The organism is Pseudomonas sp. MC6 (genome assembly GCF_054790575.1).
Map to the genome: position 1 here is coordinate 1,881,605 of NZ_CP186504.1, position 17,157 is coordinate 1,898,761.

The 17,157-nt window shown below is 60.7% G+C and carries 10 protein-coding genes and 2 pseudogenes; all 12 read left to right on the forward strand.

Translation table 11 applies throughout. The annotated features are described in order from the left end of the window. Positions 1-354: 354 nt before the first annotated feature. Positions 355-1,437, forward strand: a pseudogene (locus tag ACOYXE_RS08470) (cache domain-containing protein); the annotation flags it as partial. 381 nt (positions 1,438-1,818) lie between these two features. Then, a pseudogene (locus tag ACOYXE_RS08475) lies at positions 1,819-2,346 on the forward strand (methyl-accepting chemotaxis protein); the annotation flags it as partial. A 232-nt stretch (positions 2,347-2,578) separates the two neighbouring features. Further along, complete coding sequence (locus tag ACOYXE_RS08480; protein WP_460928689.1) at positions 2,579-3,025, forward strand: DUF411 domain-containing protein; 447 nt, start codon at positions 2,579-2,581, stop codon at positions 3,023-3,025. After that, on the forward strand, positions 3,025-3,459 hold the full coding sequence (locus tag ACOYXE_RS08485; protein ID WP_160060088.1) for a YqaA family protein: 435 nt from the start codon (positions 3,025-3,027) through the stop codon (positions 3,457-3,459). Before ACOYXE_RS08480 ends, ACOYXE_RS08485 begins: the two co-directional genes overlap by 1 nt. 87 nt (positions 3,460-3,546) lie before the next feature. Further along, positions 3,547-4,596 carry an alpha/beta fold hydrolase gene (locus ACOYXE_RS08490; protein ID WP_460928691.1) on the forward strand — a complete coding sequence of 350 codons (1,050 nt, stop codon included), beginning with the start codon at positions 3,547-3,549 and terminating at the stop codon, positions 4,594-4,596. A gap of 13 nt (positions 4,597-4,609) precedes the next feature. After that, positions 4,610-5,563 carry a D-2-hydroxyacid dehydrogenase family protein gene (locus ACOYXE_RS08495; protein WP_460928693.1) on the forward strand — a complete coding sequence of 318 codons (954 nt, stop codon included), beginning with the start codon at positions 4,610-4,612 and terminating at the stop codon, positions 5,561-5,563. A gap of 619 nt (positions 5,564-6,182) precedes the next feature. Next, positions 6,183-7,769, forward strand: coding sequence for a glycogen synthase GlgA (gene glgA, locus ACOYXE_RS08500; protein ID WP_160057715.1), 1,587 nt, complete (start codon positions 6,183-6,185; stop codon positions 7,767-7,769). 18 nt (positions 7,770-7,787) lie between these two features. Beyond that, positions 7,788-9,590, forward strand: a complete 1,803-nt coding sequence (gene treZ / locus ACOYXE_RS08505) for a malto-oligosyltrehalose trehalohydrolase (protein ID WP_460928695.1) — start codon at positions 7,788-7,790, stop codon at positions 9,588-9,590. Continuing rightward, on the forward strand, positions 9,587-11,665 hold the full coding sequence (gene malQ, locus ACOYXE_RS08510) for a 4-alpha-glucanotransferase (protein WP_160057713.1): 2,079 nt from the start codon (positions 9,587-9,589) through the stop codon (positions 11,663-11,665). Before treZ ends, malQ begins: the two co-directional genes overlap by 4 nt. Further along, positions 11,662-14,436 carry a malto-oligosyltrehalose synthase gene (locus ACOYXE_RS08515; protein ID WP_460928697.1) on the forward strand — a complete coding sequence of 925 codons (2,775 nt, stop codon included), beginning with the start codon at positions 11,662-11,664 and terminating at the stop codon, positions 14,434-14,436. Before malQ ends, ACOYXE_RS08515 begins: the two co-directional genes overlap by 4 nt. Positions 14,437-14,457: 21 nt before the next feature. Continuing rightward, on the forward strand, positions 14,458-14,772 hold the full coding sequence (locus ACOYXE_RS08520) for a DUF2934 domain-containing protein (RefSeq protein WP_160057711.1): 315 nt from the start codon (positions 14,458-14,460) through the stop codon (positions 14,770-14,772). 225 nt (positions 14,773-14,997) lie between these two features. After that, a complete protein-coding gene (glgX, locus tag ACOYXE_RS08525; RefSeq protein WP_460928700.1) occupies positions 14,998-17,157 on the forward strand; it encodes a glycogen debranching protein GlgX in 2,160 nt (719 codons plus the stop codon).

Here is a 17,157-nt window from a genome sequence, read left to right on the forward strand (position 1 = left end):
AAATGTAGGTGCCAAGCACCATTAATGGGCGCGAGTATCGACGGGCGAACTGATGGCACCAACCTTTTTCTGAACTTTTTTACAATTCTTGTACATTCTCGATACAAAAGCCAAACACCCCGCAAATCCTGACCCAGAGCTGTCATGACAATGAAATGAAAATCGGGGTTACGCGCACTGGGGCGGGCTGATACGCGTTTGTGTATCGAACCTGATACTGACCAGTCATCGGCACCTGCATGTTTTAGGACGTGAGTACCTAAAGCTTCCCGTCGCAACGACGATACGCTGTGGATACCCGCACTGTTTTAACCCTGCCCCCTAATAAGAAACGCTGCTCAAGGACCGGTCTCCATGCCCGCATTCCGCACTATTCAGGCTCGCTATACGCTGTTTCTGGTTCTGTTCATCCTGCTGCTGTCGGTGTTGACCGTGGTCGGCATCAGCCAACTGGTCGCCCCCAAGCTGCGGCATACCGAAGAACAGGTAGTCCTCAACCGCATCGCCGAAGTGGCCGAGCAGATTCAGGGCGAGTTGAACAAAGTGCAGGCGCAACAGCGCAGCATCACCCAGACCATCCCGCTGCTCGACAGCGCCGCCATCGACACGGTGCTGCCAGGCTTGGTTGATCAGTACGGCGAGTTGAAGGTGTTCGGCGGCGGGATCTGGCCACTGCCGGGGCAGCGTGAGGCCGGGCGCAACAAATTCAGTACGTTCTGGCACCGCGACGCGTCGGGCAAACTCGCCGTGAACACCTTCTGGAATAGCGACGCGGCCCCCAACTATTACGATCAGAGCTGGTACAAGGGCGGCATGGCCACACCGCGCGGCCAATGCGCGTGGGCGGCAGCGTATAAAGATGACGCCAGCGCCGAGCCGCGCACCAACTGCGCCATGGCCATCCAGAAAAACGGTAGCGCCTGGGGTGTTTCAACCATCGACGTAACCCTCGGCTTCTTCAACGATCTGGTGGCGCGCAAGGAGAAAGACCTCAATGCCGAAATGCTGATCATCGAAGCCGACGGCAAGATCATCAGTAACAGCTCGCGCATCAGTGGCCCGATTGTGCTGAAAAACATCAACGAACTGGCTGGCACGTCGACCTTCGCCAGTCAGGTCAAAGCCGCGTTGCAGAACCGCGATCAGGCACAACGCATCGAGTTCGACAACAACGGTGAAGCCAGCACCTTCTTCATGCGCCCGATTGAAGGCACGCCGTGGTTCCTCGCCAGCGCCCTGCCGACGAAAATGCTTACCGCACAGCGTGATGACGTCCTCAGCACCTTGAGCCTGTTGCAGATTCCGCTGGTGATCCTGCTGGTGCTGTTGCAGGTCTACGCGATTCGCCAGTTGGTGCAGCGCATGAAAGCGTTGAAAGCCAACATCGATTTGCTGTCCAGCGGCGATGCCGACCTGACCCGCCGCATTACCATTCGCGCCGAAGATGAACTGGGTGCTATCGGTCATTCGGTCAACACCTTTATTGCCTACCTGCAAAACATGATCGGCGAAGTCACCCAGGCTACCGGTGCCATGGCCTCGAGCCTCGATAACCTGCAACGCACTTCGGCGAACACCAGCCAGATCCTGCTGCGTCACGCCTCGGAAACCGATCAGACCGTTACCGCCATCACCGAGATGAGTTCGACGGCAGAAAGCGTCGCGCAGAATGCCGCCGAAACCGCCGCGTTCACCCAGCGTGCCAATGAAAACGCCGACCGTTCCCGGGTGGTGGTGGGCGAAGCGACCAACAGCGTCGTGGCGCTGATCGATGAAGTGGCCAGCGCCACACACAAAGTTGAAAACATGCAGCAGGACGCCCAGCGCATCACCGAGATCCTCGGGGTGATCGGTGCGATCGCCGGGCAGACCAATCTGCTGGCGCTCAACGCCGCGATCGAAGCAGCACGCGCCGGTGAACAAGGCCGTGGTTTTGCCGTGGTCGCCGATGAAGTCCGCGCCCTCGCCGCCCGCACCCAGGCCAGCACTTCGGAAATCAACGAGATGTTGACCCGCCTGACCCAAGGCGTGAGCTCGTCAGTCAGCGCCATGGAAAACACCCAGGCCAGTTGTCAGTCTGCCGCCGACGCCACCGCGCGGGTCAACTCCGGTCTGGATGAAATGGCCGGTTCGGTCAGCCACATCAACAGCCTCAGCACCCAGATCGCCACCGCCGCCGAACAACAAAGCGCGGTGACCGAAGAGATCAACCGCAGCATGGTGCAGATCCGCCACATGGTTGATGAACTGGTGCAGAGCGGCAAAGCCAGCGAACTGAATACCCATCAGTTGCTCGAAGCCAACAGCCGGGTGAGCGCAATCATGGGGCGTTTCAAAGTCCGCTGATTCATGCCGGGGTTACTGCCAACCAGATAACCCCTGTGGGAGCGAGCCTGCTCGCGAAAGCGTCCTGTCAGTCACTGCATCCATTGCCTGACACACTGCCTTCGCGAGCAGGCTCGCTCCCACAGGTTGGTGCTGCGTTTTGCAACAACTGGAAACATTGCGTTGATGCCAAGCAGGAAAAACCGGTCAAAATGCGTTCTTTTCTGATCGTCAACCGAGCCGAGAATCCGCTATGCGAACCCACCTGCGTCTGGTCGCCCTGAGCGCCCTCTTCATCTCCTCCCTGGCCCAGGCCGCCGATCTGATCCCGATCGAAGTGCACCGCGACGCCAATTGCGGTTGCTGTAAAAAATGGATCAGCCACCTCGAAGCCAACGGTTTCAAAGTCGAAGACCACGTCGAAAGCGACATGAGCAGCTTCAAGCAACAACATGGCGTACCGCCGCGCCTGGCCTCGTGCCACACCGCAATCATCAACGGCAAATTCGTCGAAGGCCACGTGCCGGCGGAGCAGGTCTTGGCTCTGAGCAAGCGTGACGATCTGCTCGGCGTCGCCGCACCGGGTATGCCGATGGGCTCGCCGGGCATGGAAATGGACGGCACGAGCGATGCTTATCAGGTCATCGACCTGAAGAAGGATGGCGCTGACGTCGTCGTGGCGGACTACCCGGCCCATTGATCGGCGCCGCTTACTTCGGGCTGTTCTTTGCCGCGTTCGGTGCGGCCACCTTATTGCCGTTGCAGTCCGAAGCATTGCTGGTCGGCTTGATCGTCAGCGAGCGTTACTGGCTGTGGGGTCTGCTCGCGGTGGCAACGCTAGGCAACGTACTCGGCTCGCTGGTCAACTGGTGGCTGGGCCGTGGCATCGAGCGCTTTCAGGATCGACGCTGGTTTCCGGTCAGCCCCGCGCACATGGCCCGGGCGCGCAAACACTATGAGCGCTACGGCCACTGGTCGTTGCTTCTGAGTTGGTTGCCGATCATTGGCGACCCACTGACACTGATTGCCGGTGTCATGCGCGAGCCGCTCGGGCGCTTTCTGTTGATTGTCACCCTGGCCAAAGGCGCCCGTTACGGCGTGCTGGCCATGCTGACCCTGGGCTGGCTGGGTTGAACGTTCGGGTGCGGGCATTGCCTGTGTTTAACGTCGGCATAATCCAGCCATTCCAGCATCGGCCGATTTCAAACGGAGTTTGACCTTATGTCTGTCACGTTTTCCCGTTGGCTCCCCTCCCTGCTCCTCTGCGCCGCCCTGCCCCTGTCGGTGCAAGCTGCGACGTCAAGCGCAGCCGCGCCGGAAGGCCCGGCCTATGGCCCGGAGCTGCAAGGCTTTGAATACCCCTACACACTTAAACACTTTGCCTTTCAGTCTCAGGGCAAATCCTTGCAGATGGGTTACATGGACGTCGCCGCCCACGGCAAGGCCAATGGCCGCACCGTGGTGCTGATGCACGGCAAGAATTTTTGCGCAGCGACCTGGGACAGTTCGATCAAGGCCTTGAGCGAGTCCGGTTACCGGGTGATCGCGCCGGATCAGATCGGCTTCTGCACCTCCAGCAAACCTGACAACTATCAGTACAGCTTTCAGCAACTGGCGACCAACACTCAACAGTTGCTCAAAGCGCTGGGCATTCAGAAATCCACGTTGCTCGGTCACTCCACCGGCGGCATGCTCGCCACCCGCTATGCCTTGCTGTTCCCCGAGCAGGTCGAGCAATTGGCACTGGTCAACCCGATCGGTCTGGAAGACTGGAAAGCCCTCGGCGTGCCCTATCGCACGGTAGATCAGTGGTATCAACGTGAGCTGAAAGTCAGCGCTCAAGGCATTCGCGATTACGAACGCACCACTTACTACGACGGCCGCTGGAAACCGGAATTCGACCGCTGGGTGGACATGCTCGCCGGGCTGAGCAAAGGCCCGGGCAAGCCCCAGGTCGCCTGGAACTCGGCGCTGATCTACGACATGATTTTCACCCAGCCGGTGTACTACGAGTTCAAGGACCTGAAGATGCCGACCCTGCTGCTGATCGGCACCTCCGACACCACCGCCATCGGCAAGGACCTTGCACCGCCTGAGGTGAAAGCGAAAATCGGCCACTATGATGTGCTCGGCAAACAAGTGGCCAAGCTGATCCCGCAGTCGACGCTGGTGGAATTTCCCGGCATGGGCCACGCGCCGCAAATGGAAGAACCGGCACAGTTCCACAAGGCCCTGCTCGACTGGCTCGATACATCCAATCCCGTTCGTTGATGAGGTAAGGCTGATGGCGGTGCAGATTGCAGTGATCGATGACTGGCAGGACGTGGCCAGCGACGTGGTCGACTGGTCAGTGCTCGATAGCCTCGGTGAGGTGACGTTCGAGCACGATTACCCGGCGGACAACGCGACACTGGCCGAGCGACTGGGCCGCTATCAGGTGATCTGCGTGATGCGCGAGCGCACGCGGTTCGACGAAGACTTGCTCAAGCGCTTGCCCAATCTGAAGTTGCTGGTCACCGGCGGCATGCGCAACGCGGCGCTGGATATGCAAGCCGCAGCAAAACTGGGCATCAAGGTCTGCGGCACCGACAGTTACAAGCATGCCGCGCCGGAATTGACCTGGGCGCTGATCATGGCGGCCACGCGCAATCTGGTGAATGAGGCCAATGCCCTGCGCGCCGGTAAGTGGCAGCAAGGGCTGGGCGGTGACCTGCATGGCAAGACCCTCGGGATTCTTGGTCTGGGCAGCATCGGCCAGCGGGTTGCACAGTTCGGTCAGGTGTTCGGCATGAAGGTCATCGCCTGGAGCGAAAACCTCACCGCCGAACGGGCTGAACAGGTTGGCGTTACGTACGTGGACAAGCAGCAACTGTTCGAGCAGGCCGATGTGTTGTCGGTGCATCTGGTGCTCAGCGAGCGCAGTCACGGGCTGGTCGATGCGCAGGCCCTGGGGTGGATGAAACCGACGGCACTGCTGGTCAACACCGCACGCGGGCCGATTGTCGATGAAGCGGCGCTGATAAAGGCCTTGCAGAAACAGCACATCGCCGGGGCAGCGCTGGATGTGTTCGAACAGGAGCCGTTGCCGGCCATGCACCCGTTTCGCACACTGGACAATGTCTTGGCGACGCCGCATGTCGGGTATGTCAGCCGGCAGAATTATGAGCAGTTCTTTTCGCAGATGATCGAAGATATTCAGGCTTGGGCGGCTGGGGAGCCGGTTCGCCTGTTGAATTGAGACCTTCATGAATACGGTGGTGTAGCGACCATTGCTTTCGCGAGCAGGCTCGCTCCCACAGGGGATCTTCAGTGGGCAGAAAATCTGTTCCCGGCGCAGATCCAATGTGGGAGCGAGCCTGCTCGCGAAGGGGCACTCGCTGTCCCCCCATCAACAAACTGCCCGCACCACAACAGTGCAACCACCCTTCCCGCTAGCACAAAATCGTGACCGCCCAGTCACCGTTTTGGCCCTCCCTCACAGAAAAACCTGCACTTCGTCGGTGCGTTTCCCCTTCAAAAGTTCGGTTTACGCGGCATGCCAACCGATTGTCGAACAATTTACCCATTTGCGCCGCCCCGCTCTAGGATCTGGCCTAGACTGACTTTCGCGGGGTAAAACCGACCAGTCACATTGCCGAAAAAAAGTCGAAACTTTTGCGCGCGGCGGCGGGTCATCTGAAAGGCAGGGCCAAAGCGACTGGTGCAATCCTTGCAACGGCCCGATCACCCATTCTGCTTGCGCGTGTTGGGTAGCGTTTGCTCACCGATGCGTGGCGCGTTTGCGCCCGGCCACAGGACTTGGCCATGGACATCGCTTGTTCAAGACAAGAATCAGATCAACGATACGGGAGATTCATATGATCAGTGCGGCATTGGATATTCAGGGAGAGCGTGCTCAGCAGGCGGTTGGAGAATCGAGCACCGTCAGTGTTCCCGGCAGCCGACAGATCAACGTCCCCGGCACCAAAACGCTGACTCCAGTAGCGAGCCAGAACCCCAACAAGAAAAAAGTATTGTTCGTCACCTCGGAAATCGCCGATCTGGTCAAGACCGGTGGCTTGGGTGACGTTTCCGCCGCCCTGCCGCGGGCCATGGCCCATCTGCACGATGTGCGCGTGTTGATCCCCGGCTACCCGCAAGTGATGCACAGCGAGAACCCGATCCACATCATCGGCGAACTCGGTGGCCATGCCGCTCTGCCACCGTGCAAGATCGGCCGTATGGACATGCCCGACGGTCTGGTCATCTACGTGCTGATCTGCCCGGAACTTTACGAGCGCGAAGGCTCGCCCTACGGCGCCAACAACGGTCGCGACTGGCCGGACAACCACATTCGTTTCGCCCGTCTGGGCCTGGCCGCTGCGGACATCGCCGCCAATCTCGCGCAAATTCACTGGTGCCCGGATCTGGTGCACGCCCACGACTGGCCGGCCGGTCTCGCCCCCGCCTATATGCACTGGCGCGGGCAGCGCACGCCGACCCTGTTCACCATTCACAACCTCGCCTATCAAGGCGTGACCAGCCTCGGCTCCTGCCCTGAACTGGGGATTCCCAACCATGCTCTGCAACAGGAAGGCATGGAGTTCTACGGCAAGATGTCGTTCCTCAAGGCCGGCATGGCCTATTCGAGCCACATCACCACAGTCAGCGCCACGTATGCGCAGGAAATCACCACCCCGGATTTCGGCTGCGGCCTCGACGGCTTTCTCGCCGCCAAGACCCAGCAAGGCTTGCTCAGCGGCATCCCCAACGGCATCGATGAGAGCTGGGACGCCGCCACCGATCCGCACCTGTTCGCACCGTTTGCCATCGGTGACTGGGAAGGCAAAGCGGTCAACGCCGCGCATGTGCGTGAGCTGTTTGAATTGAATGACTCAGAAGGCCCGCTGTTCGCCGTGGTTTCGCGACTGGTCTATCAGAAAGGTCTCGACCTGACGATCGCGGTATCCGAGTACATCGTTAAAAACGGCGGACAGATCGCCATCATCGGTCGCGGTGAGCCGGAAGAAGAACAAGCCATGCGCGAACTGGCGCTACGCTTCCCCGGGCAGATCGGTGTGCGCATCGGCTTCAATGAAACCGACGCCCGCAGGATGTTCGCCGGGAGCGACTTCCTGTTGATGCCATCGCGTTACGAGCCTTGTGGTTTGAGCCAGATGTATGCCCAGCGTTTCGGCTCGCTGCCGGTCGCACGCAATACCGGCGGGCTGGCCGACACCATTGAAAACGGCGTCACCGGTTTCCTCTTCGACGAATCCACTGCCGAGAGCTACCAGGAAGCCCTGAGCCGCGCGTTCAAGGTGTTCGCCTTCCCCGAACTGCTCAACGCCATGCGTTGCCGGGCGATGGCTGCGCCGTTCAACTGGTGCAAAGCGGTTGAACCGTACGCCGAACTCTACGAACAACTGGTCGCCAAGGCGCTGGGTAAAGCTCATCACAAATAACCAGGGAGGTTCACCACGATGCCGTTACGGTCTACTGAAACCTGGCCCCACGGCGCGATCATGCTGGACGCCGAACACACACAGTTCGCGCTGTGGGCACCCGATGCGTTTTACGTCAGTGTCGAGCTTGAAAATGGCCAGTCGCTGCCGATGCTGTCTCAGGCAGACGGCTGGTTTGTGATCAAGACTCGCTGCCCGGCGGGCACGCGTTACCGCTACAACATCGACGGCGAACTGGAAGTGCCCGACCCGGCCTCCAGAGCACAGGATGGCGACCTCGACCGCCACAGCGTGGTGGTCGATCCGCTGGCTTATCAATGGCGCCACACTGCCTGGCAAGGTCGGCCGTGGAGCGAAGCGGTGATCTACGAGTTGCACGTCGGTGCGCTCGGCGGTTTCGCTGAAGTCGAACAACATCTGGCGCGCCTCGCGGGCCTGGGCATCACCGCCATCGAACTGATGCCGCTGGCGCAGTTTCCAGGCGATCGCAATTGGGGTTACGACGGTGTTTTGCCCTACGCACCGCAAGCTTCCTACGGCACCCCGGAACAACTCAAACACCTGATCGACAGTGCCCACGGCCACGGTTTGGCGGTCATTCTTGATGTGGTCTACAACCACTTCGGTCCCGACGGCAATTACCTGCATCGTTACGCCAAAGGCTTTTTCCGCGAGGACAAACACACGCCATGGGGCGCGGCGATCGATTTTCGCCGCAGCGAAGTTCGCGAATTCTTTATTGAAAACGCCCTGATGTGGTTGCTTGAATATCGCTTCGACGGTCTGCGCCTGGATGCGGTGCATGCCATCGAAGACCCGGACTTCCTCACGGAAATGGCCCAGCGTGTCCGCGCGCAGATTGACCCGAGCCGGCATGTCTGGCTGACCGTGGAAAACGAACTGAACCAGTCGAGCCTGCTCGAATACGACTACGACGCGCAGTGGAACGACGACGGCCACAACGCCTTGCACGTCTTGCTCACTGGCGAAACCGACGCCTATTACGCCGACTACGCCGCGCAACCCACCGAACAACTGGTGCGCTGCCTCAGTCAGGGTTTTGTTTTCCAGGGGCACATCACCCGTCACGGCGAACCGCGCGGCGAGCCCAGCGAACATCTGCCCTCCACCGCGTTCGTGCTGTTCCTGCAAAACCACGATCAGATCGGCAACCGCGCGTTCGGCGAACGCCTGCATCACCTGGCCGATCCGCGTGCCGTGCAGGCAGCGACCGTGTTGTTGCTGCTGTCACCGATGATTCCGCTGATGTTCATGGGCGACGAGTTCGCCGCCGAGCAGCCATTCCTGTTTTTCACCAGTCACCACGGCGAACTGGCGAAACTGGTGCGCGAGGGTCGACGCAATGAATTCGCCGCGTTCAGCGCCTTCACCGATCCGCGCAAGCGCGAGCAGATTCCTGACCCGAATGCTGAAAAAACCTTCCACGCCTCACAGCCAAGGTTGATCGGCCATGGCAGCGAAAAACAGCAGGAAACCCTCGCGCTGTATCAAAAGCTCCTGCAATTTCGCCATCAATACATCATTCCCCATCTGTCCGGCACCCAAGCGCTCGGTGCGCATATGCTCGGTTATGGCGCGGTCAGTGCGCGCTGGCGTCTGGGCAATGGCAGCGAGCTGCGAATTGACCTGAACCTCAGCGACACGCCAGTGGTCAACCCTCCACAGACCGAGGCCGTGTGGTTGTTTCAACAGCCACCCAGCGTCGATCTATCGGAATCGGGCGTACTGCCCGCGTATTGCGCGCTTGTCAGCCTCACGGCCGCAACCCCTTTGCAACCTCTGAATGGAGAGCGCCTATGAGCGATGCGCAACTGGAAATTCTCGCCAGCCGAGCCGGCCTCGCCGTCGACTGGATCGACGCCAACGGCCGCCCGCAGAAAGTCGCCCCGGCGGTGCTGCGCAATGTCCTGATCGGACTCGGCCACCCGGCCAGCACCGCGCAGGAAATCGACGCCAGCCTGCTGGAACTGCAAGCCGTGCAACAGGACCGCCACTTGCCGCCGCTGTTGACCGCCGATGTCGGTGTCGGCGTTGATCTGGCGCGTTATTTCGCTCCGCAAACGCCGTGTGAAATCCACCTTGAAGACGGCTCGCGGCTGAACCTGAAACTCGATTCCGAGGCGATACTGCCGGGGCTGATCCCGGTCGGCTATCAACAGGTGCACATCAGCGACCAGTATTTCACCCTGGCCGTGGCGCCGGAGCGCTGCTTCAGCGTCGGCGATGCGGTGGATAATCCGATTCCCCGCGTCTGGGGGCTGAGTGCGCAACTGTATGCCTTGCGCCGCGCCGGCGACGGCGGCTTCGGCGACACTCAAGCACTGGAAGACCTGGTCCGCGTGGCTGGTGAGCGCGGCGCCGATGCCTTGGCGATCAGCCCGCTGCACGCCATGTTCAGCGCCGATACCGGGCGCTACAGCCCTTATTCGCCATCCAGTCGGTTGTTCCTCAACTCTCTTTACGCCGCACCCGGGGCCATTCTCGGTGAGCGCGCCTTGCGTGATGCGATCGACGCGGCCGGCCTGGCCGAGCAGTTCGCGCAACTGGAAGACCTGACACTGATCGACTGGCCGAGCGCCGCCGACGCCAAGCAAAAGCTCCTGCAAGCGTTGTACGAAGGTTTCATTGCTGGTGACCATCCGTTGCACCCGGATTTCGCCAGTTTCCGCCACGCCGGCGGCGAAGCACTGGAAAATCACTGCCGTTTCGAAGCGATTCAGGAAATGCGCGCCGCCCGAGGTGAAAACCTCGACTGGCGGCAATGGCCGGAACACTGGCACGACCCACGCGGCGCGGCGCTGGAGGCCTTTGCCGAGGAGTACGCCGAGCGCATCGGCTATTTCGCGTTTTGCCAATGGCTGATCCACCGTTGCCTGGAACGTGCGCAAACCGCCGCACGCAGCGCCGGCATGGGCATTGGTCTGATCGCCGACCTGGCAGTGGGCGCCGACGGTGCTGGCAGTCAGGCCTGGAGTTTTCAAGATGAACTGCTCGCCTCGCTCACCGTCGGTGCGCCGCCGGACATTCTCAATCGCTCGGGTCAGGGCTGGGGCATTTCCGCGTTCTCTCCGGAAGGCCTGATCCGCAACGGTTTTCGCGCCTTCATCGACATGCTGCGCGCCAACTTCGCCCACGCCGGTGGTTTGCGCATCGACCATGTCATGGGCCTGCAACGTTTGTGGGTGATCCCCAATGGCGCCGCGCCGGCCGATGGTGCGTACCTGTATTACCCGGTCGATGACTTGCTGCGCTTGTTGTCCCTCGAATCCCATCGTCATCAGGCGATCGTCCTTGGCGAAGACCTCGGCACCGTGCCCGACGGCCTGCGCGAGAAACTCATCGCCCGCTCCATGCTCGGCATGCGCGTGTTGCTGTTCGAGCAGGACAACACCCATTTCAAACCGATTCTCGACTGGCCGGACAACGCACTGGCGACCACCAGCACCCACGATCTGCCGACGCTCAACGGTTGGTGGCATGGCCGCGACATCGACTGGAACGCGCGGTTGGGATTTGTCGATGCCAACGGTGAAATCGAATGGCGCCAGCATCGTCAGCGTGAACGTGAAGGCCTGCGCAGTGCCTTGAGTCAGGACCCGCAGAATTTTCGCGAGGAATCCCACGAGGCCGATCAAGTGGTCGATGCCGCGGTGCGTTTCCTCGGCCACACCCGCGCGCCGCTGGTGCTGCTGCCACTCGAAGACGCGCTGGGCATCAACGAGCAAGCGAATCTGCCGGGCACTATCGACAGCCATCCGAACTGGTCACGGCGCTTGCCCGGCACCAGTGAGGCGCTGCTCGACGGCGCGGATGCGGCGCGACGCCTGGAACTACTCGCGTGCGCGCGTCTTCAGGCTGCCGAGCGTGACCAATGAATCAAGCGCTCATCCAGCCCCTGCGCGCGACATTGCGCCTGCAATTTCATAAAGGTTTTACCCTCGAACAAGCCGTACCATTGGTGCCGTACTTCGCCCGGCTCGGCATCAGCCATATTTATGCCTCGCCGCTGCTCGCGGCGCGGGCGGGCTCGATGCACGGCTACGACGTGGTCGACCCGACCCAGGTCAACCCGGAACTCGGCGGTGAGCCGGCGCTTCGGCGCTTGGTCAGCACCCTGCGCGAACACAACATGGGGCTGATCCTCGACATCGTCTCCAATCACATGGCCGTCGGTGGCAACGACAACCCGTGGTGGCTCGACCTGCTGGAATGGGGGCGACTCAGTCCTTACGGCGAGTTCTTCGACATTCAGTGGCATTCGCCGGACCCGTTGATGGAAGGCCAGTTACTGCTGCCGTTTCTCGGCAGCGATTACGGTGTGGCCTTGCAGGAAGGCACGCTGAAGCTGCATTTCAATCAACGAACAGGCAGCTTTTACGTCGAGCACTACGACCATCACTTCCCGATCTGCCCCAGTGACTACGGTGAGATCCTCAAACACCAAGAGACGCTGAAATCCCTCGCTGACCGGTTCAGCACGCTCAGTTATCAAACCGATGCACATTCGCTGGCGATGCCACTGAAGGAAGAGTTGCGCGAACTGGCGAGCGATCCGCAGACGCTTGAAGCGATTCACAGCAACCTGCAGCATTTCGACTCAACGACCGAAGCAGGCTTCCAGGCGCTGCATCAGTTGCTCGAGCGCCAGAGCTATCGCCTCGCGAGCTGGCGCACCGCAGCGGACGATATCAACTGGCGGCGTTTTTTCGACATCAACGAACTCGGCGGCCTGCGTGTCGAACGTCCGGCGGTGTTCGAAGCCACCCACGGCAAAATCTTCCAGTTGATCGCCGAAGGCTTGGTCGACGGTTTGCGCATCGACCACATCGACGGCCTCGCCGACCCGCGCGGCTACTGCCGCAAACTGCGCCGCCGCGTTGACCTGCTGGCACCGGGCAGGCATTTGCCGATCTACGTCGAGAAGATCCTCGGCGCCGGCGAAACCCTGCACCGCGACTGGGCGGTGGACGGCACCACCGGTTACGAATTCATGAATCAGCTTTCGTTGCTGCAACACGATCCGGACGGCGAATACGTCCTCGGTGATCTGTGGCAACGGCGCACCGAACGCTCGGCCGCGTTTATCGAAGAAGCGCAACTGGCGCGTCAGCAGATTCTCAACGGCTCGCTGGCGAGCGACTGCGAAAGCGTCGCCCAAGCGCTGCTGCAAGTCGCCCGCGATGACCTGATGACCCGCGACCTGACCCTCGGCGCGATCCGCCGGGTGTTGCAGGCGTTGATCGTGCATTTCCCGGTGTATCGCACTTACATCAGCGCCATGGGCCGCTCGGCGCAGGACGAGGTGTTTTTCCAGCAGGCCATGGACGGTGCGCGGCAAACGCTGAGCGAAGCCGATTGGCCGGTACTCGACTGTGTCGCTGCGTGGCTCGGTGGCACACCGTGGCGGCGCAAACCGCGCGGCCGCTCGCGCAAAATCCTCAAACACGCCTGCGTACGCTTTCAGCAACTGACCTCACCGGCAGCCGCCAAAGCCGTGGAAGACACCGCGCTGTATCGCTCGGCGGTACTGTTGGCGCGTAATGACGTTGGCTACAACACCGAGCAGTTCAGCGCCCCGGTCAGCGATTTTCATGCAGTCAATCAGCAACGGCTGGACGCGTTCCCCGACAACTTGCTGGCCACTGCCACCCACGATCACAAACGTGGCGAAGACACTCGCGCACGGCTGGCTGTGCTCAGCGAGCGCAGTCACTGGTACGCCGAGCAGATCGAATTGTGGCGCGCCCTCGCCCGTCCCGTTCGGGTTGACGAGCAGATGCCGTCGAGCGGCGATGAACTGATCCTCTATCAAGCATTGCTCGGCAGTTGGCCGCTGCAACTGCGCGATGACGATCAGGCCGGGTTCGCCGACTACGCCAAACGTATCTGGCAATGGCAGCAGAAAGCCCTGCGCGAAGCCAAGCTGCAAAGCAGTTGGAGCGCGCCTAACGAAAGCTATGAAAACGCCGCACAGGCGTTCACCGAAAAACTCCTCACCGGTGAAGAAGGCGAACTGCTGCGCGCCGCGCTGAGCAAGACCGTCAACAGCATCGCCGCTGCCGGCGCCCTCAATGGTTTGGCGCAAACCTTGCTGCGTATGACCGTGCCGGGGGTGCCGGATCTGTATCAGGGCAATGAGTTCTGGGACTTCAGCCTGGTCGATCCGGACAATCGCCGGCCGGTGGATTACGCCGCTCGCGAGCACGCCTTGCAGGCGCCATTGCCACCTGTGGAGTTGCTGGCGAACTGGCGTGACGGACGCATCAAGCAAGCCTTGATCGCCGAGGTGCTGAACCTGCGTGTCGAGCATGCCGAGCTGTTCCGCCGGGGCACTTACCAGGCCCTGGAAGTGCTCGGCAGTCAGGCGCACAACGTGCTCGCGTTTGCCCGCGAGCACGAGGGCAAGCAGGCCATCGTGATCGTGCCGATCCGTTGCGCAACCCTGCTGGAAAACGGTGCTGTACCTCAGGTCGATGCGCTGCGCTGGGGCGATACGCGGGTGGTTTTACCGTTCGCCGCCTCTGCGACAAACCTGAAGGGACTTTTTTCAAGCAGCGCAGTCACAAAAAACAGGGAGCTGAATATCAGCGACGCGCTGGGGGATGTCCCGGTCAATCTCTTTATCCAACACTTAACACAAGCATGAGTTCAGTTCAGGAGCATTGCGATGAGTACCGACGATAAACGCATCCGCGAATTCGCCTATCAAATCTGGGAATCGGAAGGCCAGCCTGACGGTCAGGAGGCGCGCCATTGGGAGATGGCACGCAAGCTCGCTGAAGCTGAGGCGCTGGCACCGAAGAAACCGCCAAAAGCCGCTGGCAGCAAAACCGCGGGCAAGGCCACTGAGGCCAAGGCCCCGGCCGCCAAACCGAAACCTGCGGCCAAAGCCAAACCGGCCAGCGCCGCCAAAGTGATTCCCCCGGGCGAAAAAGCCGCCGAGAAAAAGCCTAAAGCGCCGCGAAAGCCTTCGGCGATCTGACGCTCACCGGAAATATGAATTGAATGACCGTGTGGCGGGTCCGCTCGCCACCGAGGACGCGTTCGTCCTCAAGAAACACACAAACCCCCCTGTAGGAGTGAGCCTGCTCGCGATAGCTATCTGACATTCAACATTGATGTCGCCTGATAGACCGCTATCGCGAGCAGGCTCACTCCTACAGGGGGATGTGTAAGCCCAGAATTTACCCGTTTTGCAGGAGCAATCATGACCCGTCCAAAGAAAGCCGAACCCACCGCGCACGCCGAGCCGTCGAGAATCCGTGAAGGTCTGCCCTTCCCGCTCGGTGCGACCTGGGATGGTCTGGGGGTGAACTTTGCTCTGTTTTCCGCCAACGCCACCAAAGTCGAACTGTGCATCTTCGACGATGCCGGCGAGGTCGAACTCGAACGCATCGAACTGCCGGAATACACCGACGAGATCTACCACGGCTACCTGCCTGATGCGCACCCGGGGCTTATCTACGGTTACCGTGTCTACGGCCCGTACGACCCGGCCAACGGTCACCGCTTCAACCACAACAAATTGCTCATCGACCCGTACGCCAAGCAATTGGTCGGCCAATTGAAATGGTCAGAAGCACTGTTCGGCTACACCATCGGCCACCCCGACGCCGACCTCAGTTTCGACGAACGCGACAGCGCGCCGTTCGTGCCCAAGTGCAAAGTCATCGACCCGGCGCACACGTGGGGCAATGACCACCGCGTCAGCGTGCCGTGGGACAAAACCATCATTTACGAAACCCACGTGCGCGGCATCAGCATGCGTCACCCGTCGGTGCCGGAGAACGTGCGCGGCACTTTTGCCGGGCTGATGGTCGACGATGTCCTCGAACACATCCGCAAGCTCGGCGTGTCCACCGTCGAGTTGTTGCCGATCCATGCCTTCGTCAACGACCAGCACTTGCTGCAAAAAGGCATGACCAATTACTGGGGCTACAACAGCATTGCGTTTTTCGCCCCGGACCCGCGCTATCTGGCCAGCGGCAAGATTGCCGAGTTCAAGGAGATGGTCGCGCACCTGCACGAAGCTAACCTCGAAGTGATTCTCGACGTGGTCTACAACCACACCGCCGAGGGCAACGAGCAAGGTCCGACCCTGTCGATGCGTGGCATCGACAACGCTTCGTACTACCGCTTGATGCCCGACGACAAGCGCTACTACATCAACGACTCCGGCACCGGCAACACCCTCGACCTGAGCCACCCGTGCGTGTTGCAAATGGTCACCGACTCGCTGCGTTACTGGGCCAGCGAAATGCACGTCGACGGTTTCCGCTTCGACCTGGCGACCATTCTCGGTCGCTACCACGACGGTTTCGATGAGCGTCACAGCTTCCTCGTCGCTTGCCGTCAGGATCCGGTGCTGCGTCAGGTGAAGATGATCGCCGAGCCGTGGGACTGCGGCCCTGGCGGCTATCAGGTCGGCAACTTCCCGCCGGGCTGGGTCGAGTGGAACGACAAGTTCCGCGACACCGTGCGCGCCTTCTGGAAAGGAGACGACGGCCAGGTCGCCGATTTCGCCAGCCGCATGACCGCTTCCGGTGAGATGTTCAACCAGCGTGGGCGGCGTCCGTATTCCTCGGTGAACTTCATCACCGCGCACGACGGTTTCACCCTCAACGACCTGGTCTCGTACAACGACAAACACAACGAAGCCAACGACGAGAACAATCAGGACGGCAGCAACAACAACCTGTCGTGGAACCACGGTGTCGAAGGTCCGACCGACGACCCGGAGATCAACGCCCTGCGCCATCGGCAGATGCGCAATTTCTTCGCCACCCTGCTGCTTGCCCAAGGCACGCCGATGATCGTCGCCGGGGACGAATTCGCCCGCACCCAGGACGGCAACAACAACGCCTATTGCCAGGACAGTGAGATCGGTTGGGTCAACTGGGACCTGAGCGAGGACGGCAAGGCACTGCTGAAATTCGTCAAACGCCTGATCAAGTTGCGCCTGACCTATCCGATTCTGCGCCGTGGACGTTTTCTGGTCGGCGAGTACAACGAGGACATCGGCGTCAAGGACGTCACCTGGCTGGCACCTGACGCTACCGAGATGACCACCGAGCATTGGCACGATGCGCACAATCGCTGCCTGGGCATGTTGCTCGACGGTCGCGCGCAGGAAACCGGGATTCGCCGCAAAGGTGCGGATGCGACATTGCTGCTGGTGGTCAACGCCCATCACGACATCGTCAATTTCACCTTGCCGGAAGTACCGGAAGGCAGTTTCTGGACTTGCATGATCGACACCAATCAACCGTCGATCCGTGGCCAGGAACGCTTCGATTTCGGCCACGAGTACTCGGTGACCGGCCGCTCGTTGCTGCTGTTCGAACTGCAACGTGATGAAGAAGATTGA

Excerpts from the sequence above, each read along its gene's own strand:
- malQ (WP_160057713.1), top strand. The coding sequence starts at position 9,587 with ATGAGCGATGCGCAACTGGAAATTCTCGCCAGCCGAGCCGGCCTCGCC.
- ACOYXE_RS08490 (WP_460928691.1), top strand. The coding sequence starts at position 3,547 with ATGTCTGTCACGTTTTCCCGTTGGCTCCCCTCCCTGCTCCTCTGCGCC.
- glgX (WP_460928700.1), top strand. The coding sequence starts at position 14,998 with ATGACCCGTCCAAAGAAAGCCGAACCCACCGCGCACGCCGAGCCGTCG.
- ACOYXE_RS08495 (WP_460928693.1), top strand. The coding sequence starts at position 4,610 with ATGGCGGTGCAGATTGCAGTGATCGATGACTGGCAGGACGTGGCCAGC.
- ACOYXE_RS08480 (WP_460928689.1), top strand. The coding sequence starts at position 2,579 with ATGCGAACCCACCTGCGTCTGGTCGCCCTGAGCGCCCTCTTCATCTCC.
- glgA (WP_160057715.1), top strand. The coding sequence starts at position 6,183 with ATGATCAGTGCGGCATTGGATATTCAGGGAGAGCGTGCTCAGCAGGCG.
- treZ (WP_460928695.1), top strand. The coding sequence starts at position 7,788 with ATGCCGTTACGGTCTACTGAAACCTGGCCCCACGGCGCGATCATGCTG.
- ACOYXE_RS08515 (WP_460928697.1), top strand. The coding sequence starts at position 11,662 with ATGAATCAAGCGCTCATCCAGCCCCTGCGCGCGACATTGCGCCTGCAA.
- ACOYXE_RS08520 (WP_160057711.1), top strand. The coding sequence starts at position 14,458 with ATGAGTACCGACGATAAACGCATCCGCGAATTCGCCTATCAAATCTGG.